Annotated in this window: 22 protein-coding genes and 1 pseudogene; 12 read left to right on the top strand and 11 right to left on the bottom strand. The window is 37.4% G+C overall.

Annotated elements, in window-relative coordinates; all coding sequences use genetic code 11:
• The first annotated feature begins 66 nt into the window (after window positions 1-66).
• The 5 genes from LC419_RS11145 to LC419_RS11165 all read left to right on the top strand — a co-directional run bounded on the left by LC419_RS11145 (window position 67) and on the right by LC419_RS11165 (window position 9710).
• Window positions 67-975: an AEC family transporter gene (locus LC419_RS11145; protein WP_223607404.1), complete on the top strand. Its 909-nt coding sequence runs from the start codon at window positions 67-69 to the stop codon at window positions 973-975.
• Window positions 976-1434: 459 nt separating this feature from the next.
• The gene (gene priA, locus LC419_RS11150; protein WP_223607405.1) at window positions 1435-3882 is read left to right on the top strand and encodes a primosomal protein N'; all 2448 of its coding nucleotides are present in this window, start codon (window positions 1435-1437) and stop codon (window positions 3880-3882) included.
• A gap of 160 nt (window positions 3883-4042) precedes the next feature.
• The gene (gene dacB / locus LC419_RS11155; RefSeq protein WP_223607406.1) at window positions 4043-5512 is read left to right on the top strand and encodes a D-alanyl-D-alanine carboxypeptidase/D-alanyl-D-alanine-endopeptidase; all 1470 of its coding nucleotides are present in this window, start codon (window positions 4043-4045) and stop codon (window positions 5510-5512) included.
• Window positions 5513-5598: 86 nt separating this feature from the next.
• On the top strand, window positions 5599-7524 hold the full coding sequence (locus LC419_RS11160; RefSeq protein ID WP_223607407.1) for a M1 family aminopeptidase: 1926 nt from the start codon (window positions 5599-5601) through the stop codon (window positions 7522-7524).
• Window positions 7525-7778: 254 nt separating this feature from the next.
• Complete coding sequence (locus LC419_RS11165) at window positions 7779-9710, top strand: M1 family aminopeptidase (RefSeq protein ID WP_223607408.1); 1932 nt, start codon at window positions 7779-7781, stop codon at window positions 9708-9710.
• Between the two features lie 392 nt (window positions 9711-10102).
• Here the strand turns inward: LC419_RS11165 and LC419_RS11170 are convergent, their stop codons facing one another.
• Window positions 10103-10981 (bottom strand): cupin-like domain-containing protein, encoded by an 879-nt coding sequence (locus LC419_RS11170; protein ID WP_223607409.1) that lies wholly within the window; start codon window positions 10979-10981, stop codon window positions 10103-10105.
• Between the two features lie 160 nt (window positions 10982-11141).
• Between LC419_RS11170 and kbl the strand changes: the two genes are divergently transcribed.
• From kbl to gldG, 5 genes are all read left to right on the top strand, one after another.
• The gene (gene kbl, locus LC419_RS11175) at window positions 11142-12338 is read left to right on the top strand and encodes a glycine C-acetyltransferase (RefSeq protein ID WP_223607410.1); all 1197 of its coding nucleotides are present in this window, start codon (window positions 11142-11144) and stop codon (window positions 12336-12338) included.
• 31 nt (window positions 12339-12369) lie between these two features.
• Window positions 12370-12891: a hypothetical protein gene (locus LC419_RS11180; RefSeq protein ID WP_223607411.1), complete on the top strand. Its 522-nt coding sequence runs from the start codon at window positions 12370-12372 to the stop codon at window positions 12889-12891.
• Window positions 12892-12906: 15 nt separating this feature from the next.
• Window positions 12907-13455: a CopD family protein gene (locus tag LC419_RS11185; RefSeq protein ID WP_223607412.1), complete on the top strand. Its 549-nt coding sequence runs from the start codon at window positions 12907-12909 to the stop codon at window positions 13453-13455.
• 75 nt (window positions 13456-13530) lie between these two features.
• Window positions 13531-14259 carry an ABC transporter permease gene (locus LC419_RS11190; protein WP_223607413.1) on the top strand — a complete coding sequence of 243 codons (729 nt, stop codon included), beginning with the start codon at window positions 13531-13533 and terminating at the stop codon, window positions 14257-14259.
• Window positions 14260-14263: 4 nt separating this feature from the next.
• Complete coding sequence (gene gldG, locus LC419_RS11195) at window positions 14264-15934, top strand: gliding motility-associated ABC transporter substrate-binding protein GldG (RefSeq protein WP_223607601.1); 1671 nt, start codon at window positions 14264-14266, stop codon at window positions 15932-15934.
• A gap of 126 nt (window positions 15935-16060) precedes the next feature.
• Here the strand turns inward: gldG and LC419_RS11200 are convergent, their stop codons facing one another.
• From LC419_RS11200 to LC419_RS11210, 3 genes are all read right to left on the bottom strand, one after another.
• Window positions 16061-16495, bottom strand: coding sequence for a hypothetical protein (locus LC419_RS11200; protein ID WP_223607414.1), 435 nt, complete (start codon window positions 16493-16495; stop codon window positions 16061-16063).
• Window positions 16496-17010: 515 nt separating this feature from the next.
• On the bottom strand, window positions 17011-17925 hold the full coding sequence (locus tag LC419_RS11205) for an AraC family transcriptional regulator (protein ID WP_223607415.1): 915 nt from the start codon (window positions 17923-17925) through the stop codon (window positions 17011-17013).
• A 246-nt stretch (window positions 17926-18171) separates the two neighbouring features.
• A complete protein-coding gene (locus LC419_RS11210) occupies window positions 18172-19011 on the bottom strand; it encodes an SDR family oxidoreductase (protein WP_223607416.1) in 840 nt (279 codons plus the stop codon).
• On the opposite strand from LC419_RS11210, the gene LC419_RS11215 reads away from it, so the two are divergent.
• Window positions 19002-19169, top strand: coding sequence for a hypothetical protein (locus LC419_RS11215; protein ID WP_223607417.1), 168 nt, complete (start codon window positions 19002-19004; stop codon window positions 19167-19169). The two genes, LC419_RS11210 and LC419_RS11215, sit on opposite strands and share 10 nt — an antisense overlap.
• A gap of 582 nt (window positions 19170-19751) precedes the next feature.
• On the opposite strand, the gene LC419_RS11220 is transcribed toward LC419_RS11215, so the two are convergent.
• The 4 genes and pseudogenes from LC419_RS11220 to LC419_RS24205 all read right to left on the bottom strand — a co-directional run bounded on the left by LC419_RS11220 (window position 19752) and on the right by LC419_RS24205 (window position 22719).
• Complete coding sequence (locus LC419_RS11220) at window positions 19752-20198, bottom strand: hypothetical protein (RefSeq protein ID WP_223607418.1); 447 nt, start codon at window positions 20196-20198, stop codon at window positions 19752-19754.
• A gap of 661 nt (window positions 20199-20859) precedes the next feature.
• Window positions 20860-21198 (bottom strand): annotated as a pseudogene (locus LC419_RS11225) (RHS repeat-associated core domain-containing protein); the annotation flags it as partial.
• Window positions 21199-21302: 104 nt separating this feature from the next.
• The gene (locus LC419_RS11230) at window positions 21303-21890 is read right to left on the bottom strand and encodes a hypothetical protein (protein ID WP_223607419.1); all 588 of its coding nucleotides are present in this window, start codon (window positions 21888-21890) and stop codon (window positions 21303-21305) included.
• The gene (locus LC419_RS24205) at window positions 21865-22719 is read right to left on the bottom strand and encodes an RHS repeat-associated core domain-containing protein (protein ID WP_306666574.1); all 855 of its coding nucleotides are present in this window, start codon (window positions 22717-22719) and stop codon (window positions 21865-21867) included. The genes LC419_RS11230 and LC419_RS24205 overlap by 26 nt, the downstream gene beginning before the upstream one ends.
• A 231-nt stretch (window positions 22720-22950) precedes the next feature.
• Here LC419_RS24205 and LC419_RS11240 point away from each other — a divergent pair, with 231 nt between their 5' ends.
• Window positions 22951-23184: a helix-turn-helix transcriptional regulator gene (locus LC419_RS11240; protein ID WP_223607602.1), complete on the top strand. Its 234-nt coding sequence runs from the start codon at window positions 22951-22953 to the stop codon at window positions 23182-23184.
• 74 nt (window positions 23185-23258) lie between these two features.
• Here the strand turns inward: LC419_RS11240 and LC419_RS11245 are convergent, their stop codons facing one another.
• From LC419_RS11245 to LC419_RS11255, 3 genes are all read right to left on the bottom strand, one after another.
• Window positions 23259-23657 (bottom strand): hypothetical protein, encoded by a 399-nt coding sequence (locus LC419_RS11245; protein WP_223607420.1) that lies wholly within the window; start codon window positions 23655-23657, stop codon window positions 23259-23261.
• Between the two features lie 5 nt (window positions 23658-23662).
• Complete coding sequence (locus LC419_RS11250; RefSeq protein WP_223607421.1) at window positions 23663-24580, bottom strand: RHS repeat-associated core domain-containing protein; 918 nt, start codon at window positions 24578-24580, stop codon at window positions 23663-23665.
• A 753-nt stretch (window positions 24581-25333) separates the two neighbouring features.
• A complete protein-coding gene (locus LC419_RS11255) occupies window positions 25334-25513 on the bottom strand; it encodes a hypothetical protein (RefSeq protein WP_223607422.1) in 180 nt (59 codons plus the stop codon).
• Between the last annotated feature and the right edge of the window lie 139 nt (window positions 25514-25652).

The raw sequence follows: 25652 nt of genomic DNA on the forward strand, positions 1-25652 counted from the left end.
AAATTTAATTTTCGAAGGTCATAACTGAAAAATCAGCCGTAACTTTGTAACCTATTCTTACACATTATGGTAAATTTTGTTCTGATTGCAGTGTGTATTATCGCAGGAATGGTATTCAAGGCAACAAAATCTATCCATCCCGATGCTCACAAAGGAATTAACACCTGGATTCTTTATCTGGCTCTGCCTGCCGTGTCCTTTAAATATCTGCCTAAAGTAAAGTGGACCACAGAAATGCTGTTCCCCATCGCCGCTACCTTTCTGATCTCTGTTTTCTGTTTCTTCTTCATGATGTTTTACAGCAAAAGCAAAGGCTACTCCCGGCGGTCCAGAAGTACACTGGAACTAACAAGCGGATACAGCAATACGTCCTTTATAGGTTTTCCACTGATCAGTGCTTTTTATGGTGAAAGTCTTCTAAGTATAGCGATCATCTGTGATCAGACCATGTTTTTTGCCCTTTCAACCATGGGAATTATTGCAGCTGTAAAAGGAGGAAGCAGATCCGGAAAAGTAAGCGCTTTGTTTATTCTGAAAAGACTGATCACCTTTCCACCATTAATTGGCTGTATCGCGGCATTGGTATTGTCGCAGTTTATCGATTTTACTGCTGCAGAGCCATTCTTTGATAAACTAGCTGCAACGGTAAGTCCGCTGGCATTATTCTCAGTTGGACTACAGCTGAAATTTAACGGGTGGAAAAAACTGATCCCTCAAATGTCTGCTTCTATGCTGTATAAATTGATCCTGGCTCCTGCCATTGTACTTGGATTGGCACTGCTTCTTAATATAAAAGGAGATGTAGCGAAAATTACCGTATTTGAAGCGGCCATGCCTACAGTCGTCACCTCCAGTATCATCGCAGAACAGTTCAGGTTAAATACCAAGCTCACCAATCTGATCATTGGTTTCAGTATCCTCGTAGGATTTATAACGTCCGCCGTCTGGTATCAGATCACCGAATGGCTTTTTTAAAATAATAGACTGAATGTAACTACGAGAACAAAAAATAATGAATTTTGATTTGACTAAGCAGGCGTTTTACCCTGCAGCTTCATCAGCGACGCAGTCGACCTCTTTATCTTCTTAAAATTAAACGTTCTTTAAATCAAACTTTGCGTTTAAAAAATCACACAAATTAAAAATAATCTCCCGCAGCTGGGACAGATTCAGCAGAAGCTTATGTATTTTAAATCTGTGTAATGTGCGCAATCAGCAAGAAAAAATTGGCCGAATAAGAGCATCTTCCTTTCGTTGATCGGACAAATATATTCAATAGGAACGGGCTTTAACCCGTTTAATATTAATCATAAATCAAACGGCTTTAGCCAAAATATAAATTTGAACACAACTCCATATAATCCCCAACACAATCTCAATAAAAAATTGCAGTTCTCTAAAGAAAAATCTAATTTTACACTTTAAAATTTTCCCTTGCAATACGTCCAAATCGTTTTACCACTTAATTTAAAAGGATCTTTCACCTATAAAATCCCTGAAGAGCTGATATCAGATATTCAGCCCGGAATGCGTGTGCTGGTACCGTTTGGAGGCAAGAAAATTTATACGGGAATTGTTTTTGAACTTCACGACAATGCGCCTGAAAATTTTGTCGCCAAGGAAGTCATCAGTATCCTGGATGACCAGCCAATTCTTCCCGAAGAGCAGATCAATTTCTGGAACTGGCTTTCAGATTATTATCTGTGCGGATTGGGGGAGATTTACCGTTTTGCATTTCCTTCCTCTTTAAAGCTGGAAAGTGAAACCTATTTAAAATTAAAGCCCAATATAACCGTTGATTTTGAAAATCTGGATGTCAATGAAATGTATCTTGTCCAGGCATTGGAAGTGCGTCAGTTGATCAATTTAACAGATATTGAAGCTTTTATTCCTAAAAAAGATATCATTAAGACGATCAATTCCCTGATCGATCTGCAGTATATTGAAATTGATGAAAAAATTGCAGAAAAATATAAAGCTAAGGAAGTCGCTTATGTAAAGATTAACGATGAAGTTTTGGGCAATCAGAACCTGACGGAGATTCTTTTAAAACTGAACAAAGCTCCGAAACAGAAAGACCTTTTCCTGGCTATTTTAGAAAAACAAACCGAGCATCCCGATATTCCTGTTAAAAAATCTGAACTGTTTGAGGACGGATATTTCGGAAGTTCCCATTTTAAAGCCCTTGCCCATAAAAGTCTTGTCGAAGAATACTATATGCAGAAAGACAGGATCGAAAGTTATGAAGGAGTCATTGAAGAACTTGAAGAACTTTCTGAACAGCAGAAGGAAGCTAAAATTGAAATAGATGAGGCCTTTGAAGAAGGGAAAAATGTATTGCTGCATGGGGTAACTTCTTCAGGAAAAACCCATATTTATTTAGAGAAAATCGAAGAATGCATTCGGGAAGGAAAAAATGTGCTGTTCCTGCTTCCTGAAATTTCTCTCACCAAACAGATTACCCAAAGGCTTGAAAAAAAATACGGAAGACAGCTAGGTTTCTATCATCAGAAACTGACGGATTTTGAACGGGTAGAAGTCTGGAGAAGAATCAAACAGAATGATATCAAAATTCTCATAGGAACCCGAAACGCCATGTTTCTGCCGTTTAAAGATCTTGGACTGATCGTTGTGGATGAGGAACATGATTCTGCATACAGGCCAAGAGAATCTTCTCCTAATTTTAATGCCAAAGATGCTGCCCTGGTTTTAGGAAATCTGTACGGAGCTGGTGTGATCCTTGGATCGGCGACGCCTTCCGTAGAAAGCTATTACAATGCGCGAAAAGATAAAATAAAATATATCTTCCTGAATGAAAGATTCGGGAATGTGAATCTGCCGGAATATGAACTTATCAACTTTAAAGAAGCCCAGGAATCTAAAAAAGTCTCCGGGAACTTTTCTTTACACCTGATTGATGAGATTAAAAAAACGGTTGATGAAAAAAATCAGGCCATAGTACTTCATAACCGCCGTGGTTATGCGAATGTCATAGAATGTGAAACCTGCGGCTATGTCAATTACTGTTCGAACTGTGATGTGGTTATGACCTATCACAAGGCTGCAAATGAAATGAAATGCCACTACTGCGGACAAAGGGCCTCAAAGCCGAGAAGCTGCCCGAAATGCCAGTCTGAAAATCTGAATGAAAGAGGAGTGGGCGTAGAGCAGATCCATGAAGAAGTATCCAAGCTGTTTCCTGACCATGAAGTGGACCGGATGGATGTGGATTCCATGCGTAAAAAATTTGCGTATGAAAAGCTGTACGAGAAAATTGAAGAAGGAGAAACAGACATTATCGTAGGAACGCAGATGATTTCTAAAGGTCTTGATTTTGACCACATCGAATTGGTTACGATTCCCAAAGCAGATTCCTTATTATATGTACAGGATTTCAGAGCGGAGGAAAGAGCCTATCAGCTGATCACGCAGGTATCCGGAAGAGCAGGAAGGGTTTCAGGAAAGGGTAAAATTTTAATTCAGACCTATAATCCTGATCATTCCGTTTTTCAGCTGATCAAGATGAATAACCCGGCAAAAATCTATAAATATATCCTTACCGAACGTCAGAAATTCCACTATCCACCATTCACGAAGCTGATTATGATCGAGCTGAAACACCGGAAAGAAGATAAAGTAAACCGGGCTTCTCAGTTTTTAGGCTCTATCTTAAGGAAATACCTTCCCGAAGAATGTGTTTTGGGACCTGAAAGAGCTCAGATTGCAAGGCTTAATAATTTATACCAATTCCAGATTATGCTTAAACTTCCACGCGGGAAAAAGTATGATGAATTTAAAAAAATGGTTTTGCTGAGTTTGAATGAATTTGATGAAATCACTGCTTATCAAAGTATTAAAAAAGACGTTATTGTGGATTTTTAACAATTTTTAACAAACTTTAGGCTCTTTTATAAGACCTCTGTGACCCTTTATCTGACAATAATTTCTACTTTTGGTCGTTGATTAAGTGTTTGGCTCTTTAATTGGATGATTTAACTTATCATTTTTTATAGTGTCAAACTATGGAACCAAAAAAAGATAGATGGTAAATTACAGAAAATATATTTCAAGTGCAGCGGTATTGGCTTCTGGGTTTTTCCTTGCTCAATCTACCGTTTCTACAGTTCTTTACTCACAGGCTTACGATAATCAAAGAAGTACTTTGAATCTGCCTTCTCCCATTACTTCGGTAGCGGAAAAGACAATTTTGTCGGCCAAAGAGCTCGTAGATATTAATGTAAACACAATGATGGCGGATCCTGTGCTGAAAAATGCCAATTGGGGATTCGTAGTGTATGACCCTAAAACGAAGAAAGTGATCTCTTCGTACAATGAAAATACTCCTTTAGTTCCGGCTTCTACTACCAAGTTATTAACCACGGAAACAGCGTTGAACCTTTTAGGCGAAAACTACCGTTGGATGACGCAGCTGGAATATTCAGGGACTATTGATGAAAGTGGAGTTTTAAATGGAAACTTGTATCTGATAGGCAGCGGAGACCCTTCTTTAGGAACCAATAAAGCAGGAGCGTGGTCGTACAGAGACATTGTTTCAGACTTCATGAGCGGACTTTCCCGCGAAGGTATCAAAAAGGTGAATGGTGATATTATCATTCAGACAGCGCTTTTCAAAGGCAATATTACAATCCTTCCGGAAAATGTTGTATGGCTTGAAAACAATAATTATTACCTGCCTGTAGGAACTACCCGTGAGATCAATCCGGCGAACGAAAAGCTGATCGTGAAAAAATCAGGATTTGCTTCTGATAAAAAGTATTTTTACGTTTCTCCTTATGTGAACCAGATGGTGTATGCAGAAAAGTACGATGGCGATGGTGTTTTAACAACAAAACTTCCTGATGCTCCGGCTTATCTTGCCAATACATTCAGAACGACATTAGTAAAAAGCGGAATCGGAGTAACAGGGAAAGTAACGCCAAGAATGACGGATGCAGCCCCTGAAAGCAGAAAACTGGTAGCAGCCTATAAATCTCCGACATTGGGTGATATCGTATTCTATACCAATCAGCACAGCGACAATTCTCTGGCAGAAGCATTACTGAAAACAGTAGGGTACCAGAAAATGGGCGACCAGACATCCGAATCAGGAAGAATCGTAGTAACCAACCACCTGAAAAATGAAAGCTTCGATATGATCGGGCTGAATTATATGGATGGAAGCGGACTCTCAAGAGGAAATAATGTAACACCTATTTCTCAGGTGAAATTCCTGACCTCTTTAATGGATGAGAAATATTACAAAACCTATTTCACTTCACTACCGGTAGGTGGACAGTCCGGAACGCTGAAAAGAATGTTCATCGGTACCGGAAACGGACAGGTTTTTGCTAAAACAGGAACTTTAAATAAAGTAAAAACTTTAGCAGGATATCTGAAAACGAACTCAGGAAAAACATTGGTGTTTTCTTTAATGGTTAACAATTATTCAGGATCTGTAGATATGGTGAAGAAAAGAATGGAAAAAATTCTTGAGCCGGCTCTAGATCTTTAAACAATATTTATTTTAATATTCTAAAAACCTTTTAATCAATGATTAGAAGGTTTTTTTTATCTTTGATTACATCTAATATCCTGAGTATGAATAAATTTTATCTTTTAGTTCTTGGCTTTTTAATCTCCCAGCAGTTTTCTGGCCAGAAACAGGAACCCAATATTGAAATGCAGGGGTTAATCGCAAAAGAAATGAGTGCTTTTACGAAAAAAATGATCACCTACAATATCAACCCGAACACGTTAAATTATGATCTTCAGTACCAGAGAATGGATGTCAGTCTGGATCCTGCAGTCTATAATATTTCAGGTTCCGTAACTTCTCATTTCAAACCGACTCAGAATATGAGCAGCATCTATTTTGATCTCTCCGATATTATGGTGGTTTCCCAGGTACAGTATCATGGAAGTAACCTGACCTTTCAGCAGCTTCCTACCAAAGAAGTAAAGATCGATTTTCCCACTTCAATTCCTGTCAATACCCTTGATTCTCTCACGATCCATTATTCGGGAGCGCCTACTGCAGGAAATGCTTTCAATACAACCACACAGGGCGGAATCCCTATTTTATGCACTTTGAGTGAACCATACGGAGCACAGGACTGGTTTCCCACGAAGCAGAGCATGAATGATAAAATTGAACGGTTTGATCTTAAAATCACCACACCTTCACAATACAATGTGGCTTCCAATGGAAAGCTGATGTCGGAAACTACGCTTCCCGGAAATCAAAAACTTACGTTCTGGAGAACGGCGTATCCTACTGCAGCCTACCTGATTGCCCTTTCTATTACCAATTTCGTCAAACTGAATGATACGATCGGGAATCCACCTTTTCCGTTTGTGAATTATGTATATCCTTCCACCAATGCCAATGTCACCAGTATGGCTAATATTGAATGGACTAAGCAGGTCATGAATACGTTCGAGACCTATTTCGGACCCTATCCTTTCCGTAATGAAAAATACGGGCATATGGAGTTTAAATTTGGAGGAGGAATGGAGCACCAGACGATGTCATCCATGGGTAGCTGGAGCAAAGGGCTGATCGCTCATGAGCTGGCCCATCAGTGGTTCGGAGATAAAGTGACTTGCGGTGCGTGGAATGATATCTGGCTGAATGAAGGTTTTGCAACATTCGGTGCAGCGCTGGCCAATGAAAAACTATTGATGACCAATGCGGAATTCAAGAATTTTCTGTTGGGAGAGATCAATAATATCACCTCTGCTCCTGATGGTGCTACCTACGTTCCGGATTCAGAATTATCGAGTGTGAGCAGGATCTTCAGCAACAGACTGACCTATGCAAAAGGGGCCTATATTTTAAGAATGATTAAATGGATCCTTGGAGATGCCGTTTTCTATCAGGCCGTAAAAGACTATCACGCCAGACCGAATTTAGCATACAGTTATGTCAGAACATCAGATTTTAATGCATCTCTTCTACAGTCTACCGGAAAAGATTTCACAGGATTCTTTAATGACTGGCTGTATGGTGAAGGGTATCCAAGCTATACGACAAAATGGAAACAGACCGGAAACCAGATCTTTTTTAAAATTTCACAAACACAGAGCAGTCCATCGGTAAGCTTTTTTGAAATGCCGTTACCCATCAAAGTTAATGGAACGGGAGGGGAGATTGCTTATTTTGTACTGAATCATACCGCTAATAACCAAGGGTTTTTAGAAACCGTTTTATTCCCGGTTGCCAGCGTTGAATTCAATTATGATTATCAGATTCTTGAGAAAAATTCTACTGTTGTTCAGGATAACACGTTAAGCGTTTCTTCCGTGCAAAAGGATGAATTTGCATTGTATCCAAATCCGGCAAAAAATGAACTGTATCTGAAAGGTTTTGACAGGGCGGCTGAGTATTCTATCCACTCTGCGGATGGGAAGCTGATCAGAAAATCGGTTTACCAGCCTGGAAAAACAATCGGGATTTCAGAACTGGTTCCTGGGGCTTATATTTTTACCATTAACGAACAGCATGTGAAATTTATAAAACAGTAAAAAGTTCACTAAATAATCAATTTTACTTTTAATATGATCATGATAAGTGCGTTTAATTGTGAAGTAATGTGGTAATCTGTCTTTATTTTTGATTTAAAAAATTATATGTTATTGAATATATAGTGAAATAAATATTATAAAAAAGCATAAAAATGCTATAGTTTTTTGTATAAATTTCTATTTGCATAAAATTGACCTTTTAATCCATGATTAAAAGGTTTTTATCTATATTTAACCGAATAATTTTTTGGGAAATGAAAACACTTTATCTTTTGATTCTGAGCGCCTTGCTGCCGCAAGTGATGTACAGCCAGAATATACATGATCACAATATTGAAAAGAAAGGATTGGTTGCAATGGAAAAGAAATCCTTTGCAAAAAAAATGACCTCTTACAATGTGAATCCTAATACTTTGAATTACGATCTTCAGTATCAGAGAATGGACATCAGTCTGGATCCCGCAGTGTATAATATCTCAGGTTCTGTGACCTCGCACTTTAAGCCTAATCAGAATATGAGCAGCATCTATTTTGATCTTAACAGTACACTTACCGTATCTCAAGTGAAATACCACGGTACGGATCTAACATTTCAGCAACTTTCTACAAAAGAACTGAAGATAGATTTTCCGGCTTCTATCCCAGCGAATACACTGGATTCCCTGACGATCAATTATTCCGGTGCTCCATCTTCGGCTAACAGTGCTTTTTTTAATGGAAATCAGGGAGGAACGGCTGTTCTGTCTACATTGAGTGAGCCTTATGGTGCACAGGATTGGTTTCCTACCAAGCAGAGCCTGAATGATAAAATTGAACGATTTGATTTTAAAATTACCACACCTTCACAATATAACGTTGCTGCAAACGGTAAACTGATGTCTGAAACGGCACTTCCCGGTTCAAAGAAACTGACTTTCTGGAGAACGGCTTATCCTACAGCAGCCTATCTGATTGCGCTTTCGATTACTAATTTTACCAAAATAAACAGTACCATCGGAAACCCTCCGTTTCCGTTTGTGAATTATGTATTCCCGTCTACCGCTTCCAATACAGGCACAATGTCTAATATAGAATGGACGAAACAGGCGATGGAGACATTTGAAACCTATTTTGGACCTTATCCTTTCCGTAATGAAAAGTACGGGCATATGCAGTTCCAGTGGGGAGGTGGTATGGAGCATCAGACCATGTCTTCTATGGGCAGTTGGAGCAGAAGTATTATCGCTCATGAACTGGCTCACCAATGGTTTGGAGATAAAATAACCTGTGCAACATGGAATGATATCTGGCTGAATGAAGGTTTTGCCACTTTCGGGGAACATTTGGCGAACGAAAAACTATTGATGACCAATGCTCAGTTTATGAATTATCTGGTAGGTGAAAAAAACGATATTACCAGTGCTACCGGAGGAAGTACTTACGTTTCAGATGCAGAGCTTTCCAACTCAAACCGAATTTTCAGCCCCAGACTTTCCTACGCAAAAGGAGGATACATCGTAAGAATGATCAAATGGATTTTGGGTGATACGGCTTTCTATCAGGCTGTAAAAGACTATCATTCAAGACCGAATTTAGCATATGGTTATGCAAGTACGGCAGATTTTAAAGCTTCATTTCTTCAGTCCAGCGGAAAAGACCTTACTGAGTTTTTTAATGACTGGCTATATGGACAGGGATATCCTACCTACACTATCAAATGGAAGCAGACCGGAAATCAGATCTTCTTTAAAGCAGGACAGGCCCAGAGTAATGCTTCTGTTAGCTTTTTTGAAATGCCATTACCGATCAAAGTCAACGGAACAGGAGGACAGACCGCTTATTTTGTTCTGAATCATACTTCCAATAATCAGGGCTTCCTTGAAACGGTTTCTTTTCCTGTAGCGAGTGTTCAGTTTAATTATGAACATCAGATTCTGGAGAAAAACTCTACCGTGACTCAGGATAATACATTAAGCGTATCTTCCGTAGATAAAGAAGATTTTGCGTTATATCCGAATCCCGCTAAAAATGAATTGTTCTTAAAGGGAATTGACAAAGCCGTGGAGTATTCCATTCATTCTATCGATGGAAAGCTGATCAGAAAGGCGGTATATCAACCTGGAAAATCAATTGAGATCTTAGAACTGGTACCGGGAACCTATATTCTTACAGTTCAGGAGAAAAATATGAAATTTGTCAAGCATTAAATCGAGTCAGGAAGTTTGAAGATGGAAGAGGGGAGTGATTGCAGTCTAAATCAGAACTAAAAGTCTTTTTATTTGGAACAAAGCCTCAAACTATCCTTGGCAAGGATGCCAACAGTAATTACGATCTTCTCATCTTGACGAATTTAAATTAAATAACAAAAACGGACCCATGGTCCGTTTTTTCATTTTTAGATAGCAGTCACGTAAATTTAATATCACAAAATGGTAAAAGCAAGTCAGAGTTTGTCAGATAATGATCTGAAAAGTTTCACCACCCGTAAAGAGGTTAAAAGAGCGGATAATAAAAATAGTGAGCGCGTTCAGCGGATGTTAGGGCATACAATAATTCCATTTTAATATAATTTATGGGTTAATAGATCATGAAAAAGCTTTTATATCAGGAAGCTTCTGTGTTTTCTGGCAGCCCGGGTAGCTCTTTTTCTGGCTGTTTTTACTTTGTACCGGAACCATTTTTCTTTAAAGAGTTTACGCATCATATTATCAAAATTTCTGGTCACGACCATATTTTTGAAGCCGCGCCATTTTTCAAGTAAACTTGAAGGAAGGGCCCTTACAGAAACGGAATAACCTTCGGTTTCATATTGTATATAATGCCACCAGCCGGAAGGGATATAAAGTGTTTCGCCAGGCTTTAACAGCGCTTCATAACCGTTTAAGTAGAGGAGAGCAGGGAATTCCCTGTAGTCGGGATCTTTGATATTGGGTAAGCTGTGAAAGTTGTAAGGCAGTTTATACATCAGATCCGACTGCTCCCAAGGAAAAAGCCAGATCCTTTTAATGCCGTGAAATTGGGTGATAAAAACATGGGACATATCAATATCAATGTGGTTTCTCGTAATGGATCCTTCACCACCGAAGAACATAAAAGGAAGCCACTTTAATATTTTTCCGTTCGTGACATCATTGTAATGAAGATCATCTTTAAGCTCCGGTCTGATGTTGAGCAGATTGAATAAAAAAAGCCTGTGCTCTGTAGACGTTGTGCTGATCAGGTCGAGATATTCCGCAAATGTAGTCTGCCCGATAGGGTTGCTGGCTACTTTGTCCAGAGATTCCAGCTCGCTTCCGTAGATGTTAACTTTATGACTACCTGCTATTTCCTTGAAGTATTCATAATTCCACTTTTTAAAAGCAGGACTTCCGGGATCGATGAAATCTTCCATAATAATAGGAAGGCGTGGTTTCATATAATTCTGTATAAAGCTTCGGGAACTTATTGTCTTTACTTTTTCTATCGGAGTCAGTCTCATATTCCTCAGTTTAAGTCACAAATATAAATATTATCCTACTAAATTAGTAGACTAATTATGTTAAAACTGAATTTGACCCCTATTTTTAGAATAAAACTTTTAAAAGCTGATATTTTAACACCTTTTTATTAAATTAGCGCATCTAAAAAATTACTAAAAAATGATCTCTGAAAAATATCTTCAACATTTACAGAACGAACTACAAAACATTGAAAATGACGGTCTTTATAAAAGAGAAAGAATCATCACTTCCCAGCAGAGTGCAGAAATAGAAGCTAACGGAAAGAAGCTTTTAAACTTTTGTGCCAATAATTATCTGGGTCTGTCAAACAATCCGGAGGTCATGAAAGCCTCTCAGGACATGATAGAGTCTCATGGTTACGGGATGTCATCTGTACGTTTCATCTGCGGAACACAGGATATTCACAAGGAATTAGAGAAAAAAATCGCGGATTTCTTAGGTCTTGAAGACACGATTTTATATGCAGCATGTTTTGATGCAAACGGAGGTGTTTTTGAACCTTTGTTTACTGAAGAAGATGCGATTATTTCAGACGAGCTGAACCACGCTTCAATTATTGACGGAGTACGTCTTTGTAAATCGGCAAGATACCGTTATAAAAATAATAATATGGCTGATCTTGAAGCACAGTTAATCGCTGCTTCTGAAAAAGATCACCGTTTCAAAATCATCGTTACAGACGGAGTTTTCTCTATGGATGGTATTGTAGCTGATCTGAAAGGCGTATGTGATCTTGCAGACAAATACAATGCATTAGTAATGGTGGATGATTCTCACGCTACAGGTTTCATCGGAAAAACAGGTCGTGGGACCCATGAAGCCAATGAAGTAATGGGTCGAGTGGATATTATCACTTCTACGTTAGGAAAAGCTTTAGGGGGTGCTTTGGGAGGATTTACTTCCGGTAAAAAAGAGATCATCGATATGCTGAGACAGCGTTCCCGTCCTTATTTATTCTCCAATTCATTAGCGCCAGGTATCGTAGGAGCTGCATTGAAAGTTTTGGATATGATCTCTGAAGATACTTCACTTCGTGATCAGGTAATGGAAAACGCTGAATATTTCAGAAAAGAAATGGTAGCCAAAGGATTTGATATTCCTGAAGGTGATGCTGCCATTGTTCCGGTAATGTTATACGACGCGCCTCTTGCTCAGAAAATGGCTGAAAAGCTTATGGATGAAGGCATTTACGTGATCGGATTCTTCTATCCTGTAGTACCGAAAGGAAAAGCAAGGATCAGAGTACAGCTTTCTGCTGCTCACACCAGAGCCCACCTTGATAAAGCAATTGCTGCTTTTGAAAAAGTAGGAAAAGAGCTTGGTGTTATTTCTTAATTAAAATAGGATATTATTAAAAACAGGTTTTATGAAAAAAATACTTTTGATCATCGGTTTTGTATGTTTTCAAAGTTTCTCTGCACAGAGCATTATGGATTTCGATCTTAAAAATGTAGAACTGCAGGGCATGAAACCTGCGACAATAGATAAAGAAATGAAAGATATCGGGATTACAAAGATCCCTTTTGTGACGGATAATCCCGATATTATTTCAAAAATAGAAGGTCCGGAAACGGCAGCAACCATTAAAAACTTCTACACCTTTACGTATAATAACTCTAAAAAGGATGATGGTGGGGTAATGGTTTATGAGTTTAAAACCAAAAAAGATCTGGATGCGTTTCTTGCCAAAAACTATGAACAGTCCAACAGCAGAACTTTAGTAAAAGGACTGTTCTGCATTAATATCTGGAGCGATTACGGCCTGCATGTAAAAGGCAAGGAAACTAGTGAAGACCATCTGAATAAATTGGAGAAGTATTACGTTAATCTGGGGGCCAAAAGAGTAAAGCTACAGGAAATGCAGCCTGTTGACGCTACCGATCAATAATTTTTATATCTACTGATGCTTTATACAATAATCAAAGCACTGCATATCATTTTTATGGTAAGCTATTTTGCGGGAATTTTCTATCTCGTAAGAATTTTCGTTTACTATAAGGATACAGACGAATTTGCTGAAGAAAAAAAGAAAATCCTCAGAGAACAATATACTTTCATGGCCAGAAGGCTTTGGAATATTATTACCGTTCCGGCAGGTGTGATAATGGCAGTTTGCGGAATTGTCATGATCTTTCTGAATACCGGGCTGATGAAAATGCCGTGGTTTCATTTAAAACTTACTTTCCTGATCGGTCTTGCCGTTTATCATTACTGGTGCTGGAAAAAAGTGCTGAAACTGAAAGAGTTGAACGGCCAAACCATCGAAACGCCTAATATCAAACTGAGACAGGCCAACGAGATCGCGACATTCCTGCTGTTCCTTGTGGTATTCACCGTAATCCTGAAATCTTCAGTGATTGAATACTGGTGGCAATTAATCGTCGGATTTTTCGTTCTTGTATTTCTGATCATGATGACCGTGAAACTCGTTAATAAAAAAAAGAAGAAATAAAGTAATAAGTTAAGAGTTATGAATGATGAGTTTGTTTGCTACCTGCTACCTAAACTCTAACCCCTAAATAAAACTATGATTGCAATTTTAAAGAAGGAACTTTGGAGTTACTTTGGAAACTGGAGCGCGTGGGTCATTATCGGCGCATTCAGTCTGATTACCGCTCTTTTCCTGTTTTTTTTCGAGAATGATTCTAATATTTTCGACATCGGAATGGCTTCTCTACAGAGCTATTTCGTACTCGTTCCATGGCTGCTGATGTTTATTATTCCTGCATTGTCTATGAAGACTTTTGCAGAAGAACAGCAGACGGGAACCCTGAACTGGCTGTTTTCCCAGCCTCTAAAAGTTTCAGATTTGGTAACAGGGAAGTTTCTTTCAGTGTGGATCGTTGGGGTTTTATGCCTGATTCCGTCACTGATTTATCTTTATACCGTATATGTTCTTGGTGTTCCAGCCGGGAATATTGACCTTGGAATGACCTTCGGAAGTTATATCGGACTAATTGTGCTGATTGCAGCATTCTCAGGCGTTGGAATTCTGGCTTCTTCCTTATCGCAGAATCAGATCATGGCGTACCTGTTAGGGGTCTTCATGTGTTTCATCATGTACTTTGGAATAGAGCAGCTGGCGAGTTACAAGCTTTTGGGCGGTGCCGATTTTATTCTTCAGAATATTGGTTTTTATCAGCATTTTCTTGGCTTTACAAGAGGTCTTATTGATTTTAAGGATGTCGCCTATTTTATTCTGATCATCGGTGCTACGTTATTATTGTCCAACCATTTTATCTCTAAAAAGAAGTAGTATGATGAAGAAGTTCAATATTAAATCTCCATTAGGAATTTTCCTGATCGCCATAGTGCCTTTGGTGATTCTGCTTACGTACTCAGGAATAAGATTAGACTTAACAAAAGAAAAAAGATATACGCTTTCGGACAGTACCGTAAAAGTACTGGAATCTGTGAAAAAGCCGCTTACGGTAGATGTTTATCTTGAAGGAGATTTTCCGGCAAGCTTTAAGCAGCTTCAGAGCGAAACCAGATTTATGCTGGAAGAATTCAGAAAAATCAACCCGAAGATCGATTTTAAATTCATTGATCCTATTAAAACCAAAATGTCTCAGGACACGCTGATGGCGATGGGGATGCAGCCTTCCGTTCTTCCGGATGTTAAAGACGGTAAGATTTCACAGATTACGCTTTTCCCTTATGCTGTTATCAAATATGACAAAAGGGGAGTGTCTATTCCGTTGGTGGTACAGCAGGCAGGAATAGATGCCGACCAGCAGCTGACCAGATCTATTGAAGGTCTGGAATACAGTCTGGTTTCCAATATCAAAAACATTGCGGCTGATAAGAGAAAGAAAGTCGGAATCCTGGTGAATCAGGATGAGCTTGGTCCTGAAGAGTTCCATGGTTTTATGCAATTGGCGATGGAAAATTATGATGCAGGTCCTGTGGTCCCAAAAAATCAGACAGAACTTACCCTGGAAGATCTTCCGTTATTGAAGCAGATGAGCGCTTTGGTGATTGCAAAACCGAGAAAAGCATTTACAGATAATGAAAAAGTAATTCTTGACCAGTTTATTATGAATGGTGGAAAAACGCTGTGGATGATCGATGCCGTAAACGCTGAAATGGATACGCTGACAAGATCTCAAAAAGTGATGCCTTTCCCTGTGGACATCAATATGACAGATTTCTTTTTCAATTACGGAATCAGGATCAATCCGGCTTTGGTGAAGGATGTAAAGAAATTTGCTCTGCTGAAACTGGTTACCGGTGAAGTAGGAGGGAACCCTCAGTATACAAGCCTTCCGTGGCCGTATTTTCCACTTGGAATTGCTGAAAACGATAATCCGATTACGAAAAATATTAATCCGGTAAAATTTGAATTTCCAACTTCCATCGATACATTAGGGGGAAGAAAAAATATCAAAACACAGGTTCTTTTCGAATCGAGTGAGAGAACACTTCTGAAGCAGGTTCCGAACTATGTGGACCTAAAAGAAATTGCCAGCGTAGACAGTCTTGGGCAAATGGAAAAACCGAGCAAACCGAAGATCTTTGCTGTTGCATTGGAAGGGAAATTTAATTCTGCCTATGCCTCAAGAATTGAAAGAAAAGGATATCCCGGTTTCAAAAGCCAGAGTCCTGAAAACAAAATGATCGTGATTGCTGACGGAGATGTCGGAAGAAATAAAATGCATAAAGGCGAGCCGCTTCCGATGGGAATTGACCGTCTGACGAATCAGGAGTTTGGGAACGAACAGTTCCTCAGAAATGCTTTAGATTATCTTCTGGATGACAGCAATCTGATGGCGCTTAGAAACAGAAACATCGAAGAAAGGCTTCTGGACAGAAACCGTATCACGGAGGAAAAAGCAAACTGGCAATGGCTGAATTTACTGCTGCCTTTAGTGGTGATCGGTCTGCTGGGAGGATTGTTCTTCTGGATGAGGAAAAGAAAGTTTGGATAGAATATATAAAACCACCGTGAAAAACGGTGGTTTTTTATTTTTGGAGTACGGAGCAGCGTTGAGGTATTTACATTAATAAGAACGCAATTTAATCTGTTCATTCCCTAATCCCTAATCCCTGCTACCTTAATATCTAAACGGAAGATTCACAATATCAATTACTTTTTCGCCCCTGTTGTTTTTACCGGCTTCCCACTTCACGTTGTAAGTTGCTTTTTCAGCTGCTTTTTTTACCTCCGTATTGAACGTTTCATCACCTCCGTAAGTGGAGACATTGATTACATTACCTTCTGAATTGACTTTCAGAATGATCTTCGTTTTTAAATCTTTCCCGAGAGCCTTAAGAGCATCGGTATTCAGATTCTTTTTGACATGGTCAATAAAGGCTTTGTTTCCTTTGGGATATTGAGCAGGAAAAGCCACCATCGGAGGCGGCGGAACAGACATGTCCTGAGGCTGCCGTGATTCAAATTTGTCTTTTACTTTTTCTTCTTTTTTTACTTTCTGTGCCAACCCAATTCCGAAGATTAATATCAGGATGAGTAAGAATACTTTTTTCATAATAATTAGTTTTTGGTTTTCCTACTTTTTAAAGCTTTTCGGATTCCGCTTATCTAAATCCTAAGGTACTGAATTTATGGGTTGATTTTTAAATTATCAAATGAATTTGAGGTTAAAGTTTTGGTGTTTAGGGTTTTATTGTGTGAGTAGGATTTTGCGTTATATAAAGGTTGACGCGAAAAAAGCTAATGTGGTGTATGAAAGTTAAGTCTCAAAACTTGTGGAGTATTAAAAAAGAATCAAACCTTATAATAAAATACATCTTTTGATTTTTAAAGATTTTTTAACCACAAATACCACAATTTTTTTTCACTAATCACACTATGACGTCATCTATATTTGTGTGATTAGTGAAAATAGTAGCCGTAGCTCGTGTTTTAATCAACGCAAAGTTTTGGTATAACACCGGATAGTTTAAGAAATACAAAGAGAAAAATCACTCTTAGATTGATTCGATGAAGCGTCTGCATAAAATTTTCCTTAGCCTATTTGAGCTGAAGCGACATTTGTGTTTATTAATTGAACATTTTCCTGAATTCCAGCGGCGACTGATTTGTTTTCTGCTTAAAGAGTTTACTGAAAGACTGCGGATGCTCAAAACCCAGTTCATAAGCAATTTCACTTACCGACAGGTGAGTGGTGCTGAGACGTTCCTTGGCCAGGTCGATCAGTTTATTCTGAATGTGCTGCTGCGTATTTTGTTGGGTATGAATACGCAATAAAGATCCGAGGTAATTGGGAGAAATATTCATCTCTCCGGCAATGAATTTTACGGAAGGAATTCCGTTTTCTATGAGATTTCCGCTGTCAAAATACCGGGAAAGGACTTCTTCAAAACGTTCCAGAAGCTCGTGGCTGGATTTTTTCCGGGTGAAAAACTGCCGTTCATAAAAACGTTCGGAATAGATAAGAAGAAGTTCAATCTGGGCCGCAATCAGCTCCTGAGAAAACTTATCAATATTCGACTGGTATTCCTTTTCTATATTTTTCAGAATATCAACAACAATTTTTTCTTCCCTGTCTGACAGGAAAAGGGCTTCATTGATATCATACTTGAAAAAGTCATAGGATTTTATCTTTTTTGCAAGGGAAGTATTCCAGAGAAAATCCGGATGAATCACAAGCAGCCAGCCTGTGGGCTCTACCACAACATCAGGTTTTATTTCCAGTTTCAGAAACTGAAGCGGAGACACAAAACACAAAACTCCGGAATCAAAATCATATTCCTGCTGACCGTAGTTGAACTTCGCATTCACATTTCGCTTGAGCCCGATGGAATAAAAATTCTGAATCCATTTCAGTTCATGGTCATCCGTAGGGTAGTTGACCTTGCTGTAATCAATCAGACTGATCAACGGATGCTCAGGATTGGGAAGATTACAGAAGGCATGAAATTCTGAAATTGAATTGAAGCGGAAGGGAGGTTTCATGATGCTAATTTAATTTTTTTGAGTGAAATTTGTAATGTATTTTAGTTGCTGGTTGATTGTTATTGGTTAAGGGGTTGTTTTGCTTAGTTTGATGTCTTGTAAGTTAAAAGCAATGTAGTATTAGCACTGTCATCCTGAGCGTAGCCGAAGGATATTTGTGTGATGTACAAAAAGTATTTATTGCCAAATGCTTTGTGAACTCCGTTCGTAAATCTTCAGTTGATGCTCAGCATGACATTTTTAAAGCTATATCACCGTAGACATCGTCAGTGTTTCCCACTGTTTTGCATCACCGGTAATGATTTTAATTTTTTGATCCAGGAATTCAGCGGTGCCACTTCCCAATAAGAAATGTACAGGCGGATTCTGTTCTTCACTGAGTGCGATGATGGCTGCGGCTCCTTTTTCGGGGTCATTGGGTTGGTTGCCATTAATTTCGTTAAGATGTGCCTGCTCGGAACTTCTGGCTGTTTCATAAACCTGAATTGGATTTTCCGGTGTTTTCACCGAATCTTTACTTAAGAAATCCGTACGGAAATAGCCAGGATACACCACAGTGACATGCACTCCGAATTCTTTGATCTCTTCAGCCAGTGCTTCAGTTAATCCCGCTACGGCAAACTTAGTCGCACAATAGATTCCCCAGCCCGGAAAATTCCCGGAATACCCTCCGATAGAAGAAATATTGAATATATGCCCTGATTTCTGCTCACGAAGATAATGAACTGCATTCCTGATGACATTCAGGGTTCCAAATACATTGACATCGAAGTTGGCTCTGGCTTCACGGTCTGTAAGCTCTTCCAGCGTACCAATCTGCCCATATCCGGCATTATTGACCACCACATCAAGCTGTCCGAAATGCTCTATCGTTTTTGAGATCGCTGACTGTACATATTCGTTATCCGTTAAATTCAGTTCAATAGGCAAGAATACATCAGAGGTTTCTCCGATTTCTGAGATTAATGACTGTGCATTTCTGGTAGCTGCTGCCACGCGGTAGTTATTTTCTAATAATTTTTTCACTAAGGCCAATCCGAGACCTTTTGAGGCTCCTGTTACGAACCATACTTTTTTTGTTTCCATTTTTATCGGGTTTAAATGATGGTACAAAGATCGTGGGATTGGAAAGGGCAGAAGTAGCCAGATCGATGCATGATGTAACCAAATCGTGGAAATTGAGGGGATATGGAAATTTTAAGGCTTTCCAGCTGGTTCTTAATGAGGTCCAGGGCGTTGCATAAGTCCCCGGAGCTACTTGTCTGACGGTCTTTACCCGCTTCGGAAGCCTATGAAGGCCCTTAGATAAGCCCCTTTATACCGTTTGCAAACTGCCGATAGTCCGTTAATGAACCCTGTCTACCCCCTTAGGTAAGGGGGTGTTGCCCCTTGTTCAAGGGGGTAGAGGTGGTTGTGGAAGGGGCTCGGGACGGTTGTAAGATGGGATGTTGGTCGTTGAATGCAGATTGTAGTAAAGTTTTTGCTGTTACCGTTATTTATTGATAAGGTAATTGTAGCCAGTTGCGAATAATGCGTGTCTTATATCTTGTTTATTTACATTACTAAACATCCTTCAATATGATTCAAGCCAATGGATAATAGTTGTTGGTATTTGTTATTTCAATAGATGCTTTGTTGTTTTTTGCAAAACTTACCCTGGCATTTCCCAGGTGGTCCTTCTATTGGTAAATATAAGGGTTTCCTAAAATAAAAACCACTGCAATTGCGGTGGTTTTTTGATAAAAATAACAAGGGTTCTCAAGTTAAAAATGCGAAAAACAAGGGTTGTTTTTTTGAGTCAGGAGCAAGAGCTAAGTTCAACTCTTTTATTCACAAATAGGAATTTGACCATATAATGTACTGTTTTGAAGTTCAACAACATAATCCTCCTTTGAATGGCAATATTTTTTTTTGTATTTCTTTTTATCTAAATTATAAATCCTGACAATTAAGTATGGTGTATCTATTACTAAACCACCTATAATATTAATATTATAATTATAATCTTTATTTATATAATTTGAATATTTGAATTTTAGAATAAGTTCATCACTGACATTAAACTTTTTATCCAAGTGAATTTCTTTTCCAGTAGTATATACAAAATCCAAAACAGTATTATTTTGTTTTTCGTTAATAAAGCTCATAGGTAACCTATCAGTAATAATATTATCATCAATTACAATAATTAGATTCAGTTTACTTTGGGAAGAATATAGCAAAGAACAAAATCCTAATAAAAAAGTCAATACTTTATTTTTTAATTTTCCCATTTTCATAATTTGATAAAATGTTATTTACTGCATTAATATTTAAATCCATTAATTTTGTACCTTTTTTATCATAAAACACTGCACCTTGTTTATTATATGGATCTATCATAGAACCATATAACTTTAAAGTAACTGAATTACGCTCCAAATTACCAACAATTATATTAGTCTCATAATCTTCAAATGCTTTTATATCATCACTAGAAGGTTCTGTTGCTGCAATAGTATAAAACGTTTCTCCTGGTAGCAAAGTTGCTGTTGGGTGTGAATGTAATAAAATATCTGTTTTTATATTATTCTTAATACCGTTTTGAATAGCAACGTCCATAAAATTTACATGTCCACTTGCTTCCCCTTTATCTATTCTCATTTTTTCTCCTGTTGTGTATGTCGTTTTATTCCTTCCTAGATCTATGTCGGCACGAACTTCATGTTGCCCTCCCTCTTTATCTGGACTTATTAAATGTGTCGAAGGCGAATTTGTCATTTTCAAAGCTGTCGAAATTGCTCCTAAAGAAGCTATTCCTCCCCTTATTTCTTGTTTCGCTTCCGTCAGGTAATTACTTTTATTTCCCTCACTAATATAAATTTTATTATCATTTATACCATCACTACCTAAATATCTACCAGATTTTGTAAAAAAATCTCCTAAAGGTCCTCTTCCATCCGGATCTATAAATCTAAGGGGATTGTTGAAAACATAATTATATGGTGACCATCTTCTCATCTTCTCCGCGAGCGGATCCACCACACCCCATCTCCCAAGATCAGCCATATAAAACCTTGCTCCATAATCATACATTCCAGTTTCTTGCAGCTCCTTGCCATTATATTTATAGCTGTAATATCCGCCAAAATTAGAACTACTAAGCATTCCTTCTATATGATTGAGACCAAAAGGGTAATAATTGTTGGTATCTGTTACTTCAAGAGCTCCTGCGCTGTTTTTGGCAAAACTAACTCTGTTATTTCCCAGATTGTCTCTGTACTCGTAAATATAAGGTTTTCCTCAAATAAAAAACCACTGCAATTTTACAGTGGTTTTGTTTTTATCTTGGACATAAGCGAGACGCTTGTGCCAGTGGAGGGATTTTGTTCAATAAGTTATTTAATGAATGAAAGATTGTATTGATTAAAAAAATCTAATATTTTCCAATAAGGTCTTAGTTTTGATAAATCATGATCACTTAAATTGTCTGACAAAGAATCATAATAATAACTGAAGGTTTTATTATCTTTTTTTATTAAACTAAAATAATTATAACACCCAAAACACATTCCACAATTTTTATACATTCCAACGTTTTCAAAATTCTTAAATAATATCTCAAAATCAGAATCGCTGATGTTCATTTCCTTTTGAGAAGTTATTTTATTGTTAAAAATTTCGATATAGAACCATTTATTATCTTTATTTTTATAAATTCTTTTGAATGTTATATCGATTTCTCCAGATTTGTACTGATAAAAAACAATATCAAATTTGTTATTGACATTGTAAAATTCTTCCATTTGATTTTTCAAAATTTTACTATCTCCAACATCTAATACCATTTCTTTATCGGAGGTTGCCAGTACACACTTTTTATCATTTGGCACAGGTAACTGGCTTTTACAACTGGTGTAAAATAATAAAATAAGTAAAATAGAGTAGTTAATGATAATGTTATTTTTTCTTCTTATAATAATCATATCCTGGTTTTATTACATTTAAGTTTACTGTTTCCTGTTTTATTTTCCTTGTAAATGGGTCTAAAGTAATATTTGGTGCATTTTCAAATATTTGTCTTAAAGGAATTTTGGTACCTGTAGGATCAATTTGAGCTCTGATTACATTTTCAATATGCGAAACTTCTGTCTCTTCTGTTTGTCTCACTTTAGCAGCATGTTGTACTGATTTAGAAAAATAATCTGGATCAGAAATATTTCCTTCATAGTCACCTTCCACCTTTCCTTGATCAAATCTAAAGGCATGACCTTCTTCATGACCTATACCAACTATATTTGTACCTAAATCAATACCATTAGAAGTTGTTTTGTTTAAATCTAAATAGATGTCTGTGCCTCCTCCTTTTTCAGCATTATATTCTTTTTTAGGTTCAGTGATATTTGAAATAATATCTCCTTTTGAATCCTTTTGATTGAGATGTATAGTATGAATATTTTTAGATTTGACCAACGTATTCCAATTGTTTTTCGCTTCTTCAGAATTTCTATTCAATTCTCTTTGAGATCTTTTAAAATTTCTCTTTAACTCTCTATTTTCTTTTTTAGATTTATTCGGGTCGTTTGCATATTCAATCCTCATTCCGTCTGGATCAATAAATCTGATAGGATTATCTACAGCATAATTATAAGCACCATGTCGCCTATAAGCCTCCGCCAGCGGATCCACCACACCCCATCTTCCTAAATCCGGCATATAGAACCTAGCCCCATAATCATACATCCCCGTTTCCTGTAGCTCTTTACCATTGTACTTGTAACTGTAATACCCACCAAAATTAGAACTACTTAGCATTCCTTCAATATGATTGAGACCAAAAGGGTAATAATTGTTGGTATCTGTTACTTCAAGAGCTCCTTCGCTGTTTTTGGCAAAACTTATTCTGGCATTTCCTAGATGATCTCTGTACTGTTAAATATACTGGTTTGAAATATGAAATGATAGAATCAATATGAAAAACAGGAGCTTTTTTATTCATATACTTGGGCTTCAGTCGTGACAACTGATAGATATTTATAACAGGTCATCGGTAGATATGAGCGTGAGGAAATAAAACCATCTATTGAGATGGCCAAGCAACTGGCAGAAGCTCTGGAAGTGTCTCTGGATTATCTCGTAGGGTCTACGGATATTCTACTGGATAAAAATATTGTCGCTAAAATTTTAGATATACAAAAACTAAAAGAGAACGATAGACAGCATGTCTTCGCTCTCCTTGATGCCTTCCTAAAACAAACTAAGCTGCAAAGCATTATGTAAACAAAAAACCTCGCAAAATGCGAGGTTTTTTGTTTACATAAGAACGAGCGAGACGCTCGTATCATCCGAGGTAATCAAATACTGTTTGTATTGAACCATAAGTCATTTGCTGAAAAAATATTATAATTAATTTCCCAATCTAATAATTGATTTTTCAAAATATTATAATCTAGTTTTAAATTCTTGTCATCCAAATTTTCAACAATAATTGTACACAAAAATGGAAATTGATTTTTATTTAAGCGGACAATATTTTCATAGTTTTTCTCAATAATTAAAAGAGGGTATTCTTTCCATAGATAACCTATAATTATATTATTGCTTAATAAAGTTGCCCAATTCTCTTCATCTTCCCAAAAAGAGATTTGAATATCAGTATTTTTTAATAATTCAACATTAAGATAAAAATCAGAAAACTTCCAATTTCCATCATGTAATAAAACACTTTTAATTTTCTCGGTAATATTTTCCATAATAATTATCTCATTGATCCTGGAGAACCATGAATGTTACCATTAGGTTTTCTATAAACATTAATAACATTTGTATGTTTTCCATTTGCTAATACACCAATATTTGTATTAGTAACTGTAACCTTTGCTTTATTTCCAATCCACAAACCTGCTTGATCAGCATATTGGGCTGCTTTTAAAACAGCAACATTAGCGTCAACTGTTCGATAAAAAAGACTTTTACCATAAACACCAGCAAAAACATGCCTGTTCATAGCTCCTTGCGACACTGTATATACTCCATTAGTTAGCTCACCGTGCTTATTTAACGAAAAACCTTGTTCGACAATATCGTCAGCTAATTTTTTTATTCCACTTATATTTCCTTTTTTTAGCTGAAATAATACTGCCGCCAATTGTATTGCTCCCACAGCTTCTTGGGTTTCCTGATCCTGATAATCAACCACTGCATCAAGAGTAGCCCACCCTGCAGAAGCTACAAGATTACTTCCACCCATTAGGAAAGTTCCCATAGTAAAAGCTAGGTTTCTTTCAAATTTCTCTGTAGCAAGAGCTGCTTTACTATTTCTGATACCAAAAGCTAATCTGTCCTGAGAACCATGATAAGCACTTAAACTTTGGATTCCCATAAATGACAGCTTAGAATCACTCACATTTTTTGTCAGCTTAATTTCACCAATTTCAATAGGATTATTAGGAGTAGAACCTTTCTTTGGTGGATCTTCCTCTCCAATCATTCCGGTTGGATCATTAAATCTTATAGGATTCCCATAGACATATGAATATGGACTGTAAGCAAACTGTAACTCACTCAAAGGATCATGTACACCCCATCGTCCAATATCCGGCATATAAAATCTTGCGCCGTAATCATACATTCCGGTCTCCTGCAACTCCTTCCCGTTGTACTTATAGTTGTACAATCCCGCTCAAATTTTTCCAAACTTCCTACTCAACCTTTCTTCGCGCGAGGCTTTTCATTGTGATCGTCTGCGCTTGCCCGCTTTTTCAAATATAAAAATTTAATTCAGTTGAAAAATAAAATTCCGTGTAGATTTTTTCTTTTCAATTGAAAAAATAGATTTTGGATTGCCGATAAATAGGGACTTAAAAGCGCGTCGCAACTTTTTTTTTGACAGCAATTATATTTTTGTCAAAATAAGAGTACATTTTCAATTTAATTTTACAAATAATATGCAAGTAACTCAAGCAAAAATAACTTTGTTTGTAAGCAGACAATGTTTTTATTTGCTGTATTAAATGATTTTAATATAAGATTTTTTATTTTGTTTTTAATAACCACGGTATTATTACACAAAGGTTTTAGCAAACCGATTTTTTATAAAACATGATATTATATTTGTGACTATGGAAAATATTATCATAATTCTCGTAATGCTTTTCCTTGTTATTTTAGCAATGATAGGTTTTGTTATCGTTTCTAAAAATGCAGGAAAAGCAAAAAAGTGATTACAAACCCGGTTGTAATCACTTTCTTTCAATTTAGTTTTCAGTAGTCCACCTGGCAGGGTGGACTATTATTTTACAAATATATACTTTCTTTCGATTTGTTTTGTGGTTCCGGTGGTATTGTTGTCGCTGTTGTTGTAAATGTGGACTTGTGGGTAAAATTGGTGCTGCTTTAGCCCTGGCTTTATCCACAAATCCACATTCTTTTACAAACTAAATTTTCTATTCCCGGCTTCATTCAGCGTTGGCGCATCTTTTCCTTGATTCGGGTGGTTGAAGCGGTGGAGAAAAAGGTATTTTTCGGAGCTGGAAAGATTCTGCAAAGCGTTGGCTAAAAGCGTTGGATTGTGCGGGCTTTGCCCAAACAAAAGGAAAGCATTTTGCATAATCTCAAATTATAGGCAATGAGGGATTTGCCAGGAACGAAGCTTGTCGGAGTGGAAGGCAACGTTTTGCGGCTGCTTTGCGTATAATTTTGATTATGTAATTTGCTGTGGCGGTTTTGCGTGGGAGAGTTGGAGGGTT

It is taken from the genome of Chryseobacterium sp. OSA05B, from assembly GCF_019970065.1.
Lineage (GTDB): Bacteria > Bacteroidota > Bacteroidia > Flavobacteriales > Weeksellaceae > Chryseobacterium.

Excerpts from the sequence above, each read along its gene's own strand:
- LC419_RS11145 (WP_223607404.1), top strand. The coding sequence starts at position 67 with ATGGTAAATTTTGTTCTGATTGCAGTGTGTATTATCGCAGGAATGGTA.
- dacB (WP_223607406.1), top strand. The coding sequence starts at position 4,043 with ATGGTAAATTACAGAAAATATATTTCAAGTGCAGCGGTATTGGCTTCT.
- LC419_RS11160 (WP_223607407.1), top strand. The coding sequence starts at position 5,599 with ATGAATAAATTTTATCTTTTAGTTCTTGGCTTTTTAATCTCCCAGCAG.
- LC419_RS11165 (WP_223607408.1), top strand. The coding sequence starts at position 7,779 with ATGAAAACACTTTATCTTTTGATTCTGAGCGCCTTGCTGCCGCAAGTG.
- LC419_RS11170 (WP_223607409.1), bottom strand. The coding sequence starts at position 10,981 with ATGAGACTGACTCCGATAGAAAAAGTAAAGACAATAAGTTCCCGAAGC.
- kbl (WP_223607410.1), top strand. The coding sequence starts at position 11,142 with ATGATCTCTGAAAAATATCTTCAACATTTACAGAACGAACTACAAAAC.
- LC419_RS11180 (WP_223607411.1), top strand. The coding sequence starts at position 12,370 with ATGAAAAAAATACTTTTGATCATCGGTTTTGTATGTTTTCAAAGTTTC.
- LC419_RS11185 (WP_223607412.1), top strand. The coding sequence starts at position 12,907 with ATGCTTTATACAATAATCAAAGCACTGCATATCATTTTTATGGTAAGC.
- LC419_RS11190 (WP_223607413.1), top strand. The coding sequence starts at position 13,531 with ATGATTGCAATTTTAAAGAAGGAACTTTGGAGTTACTTTGGAAACTGG.
- gldG (WP_223607601.1), top strand. The coding sequence starts at position 14,264 with ATGAAGAAGTTCAATATTAAATCTCCATTAGGAATTTTCCTGATCGCC.
- LC419_RS11200 (WP_223607414.1), bottom strand. The coding sequence starts at position 16,495 with ATGAAAAAAGTATTCTTACTCATCCTGATATTAATCTTCGGAATTGGG.
- LC419_RS11205 (WP_223607415.1), bottom strand. The coding sequence starts at position 17,925 with ATGAAACCTCCCTTCCGCTTCAATTCAATTTCAGAATTTCATGCCTTC.
- LC419_RS11210 (WP_223607416.1), bottom strand. The coding sequence starts at position 19,011 with ATGGAAACAAAAAAAGTATGGTTCGTAACAGGAGCCTCAAAAGGTCTC.
- LC419_RS11220 (WP_223607418.1), bottom strand. The coding sequence starts at position 20,198 with ATGGGAAAATTAAAAAATAAAGTATTGACTTTTTTATTAGGATTTTGT.
- LC419_RS11230 (WP_223607419.1), bottom strand. The coding sequence starts at position 21,890 with ATGATTATTATAAGAAGAAAAAATAACATTATCATTAACTACTCTATT.
- LC419_RS24205 (WP_306666574.1), bottom strand. The coding sequence starts at position 22,719 with ATGCTAAGTAGTTCTAATTTTGGTGGGTATTACAGTTACAAGTACAAT.
- LC419_RS11245 (WP_223607420.1), bottom strand. The coding sequence starts at position 23,657 with ATGGAAAATATTACCGAGAAAATTAAAAGTGTTTTATTACATGATGGA.
- LC419_RS11255 (WP_223607422.1), bottom strand. The coding sequence starts at position 25,513 with ATGCAAAATGCTTTCCTTTTGTTTGGGCAAAGCCCGCACAATCCAACG.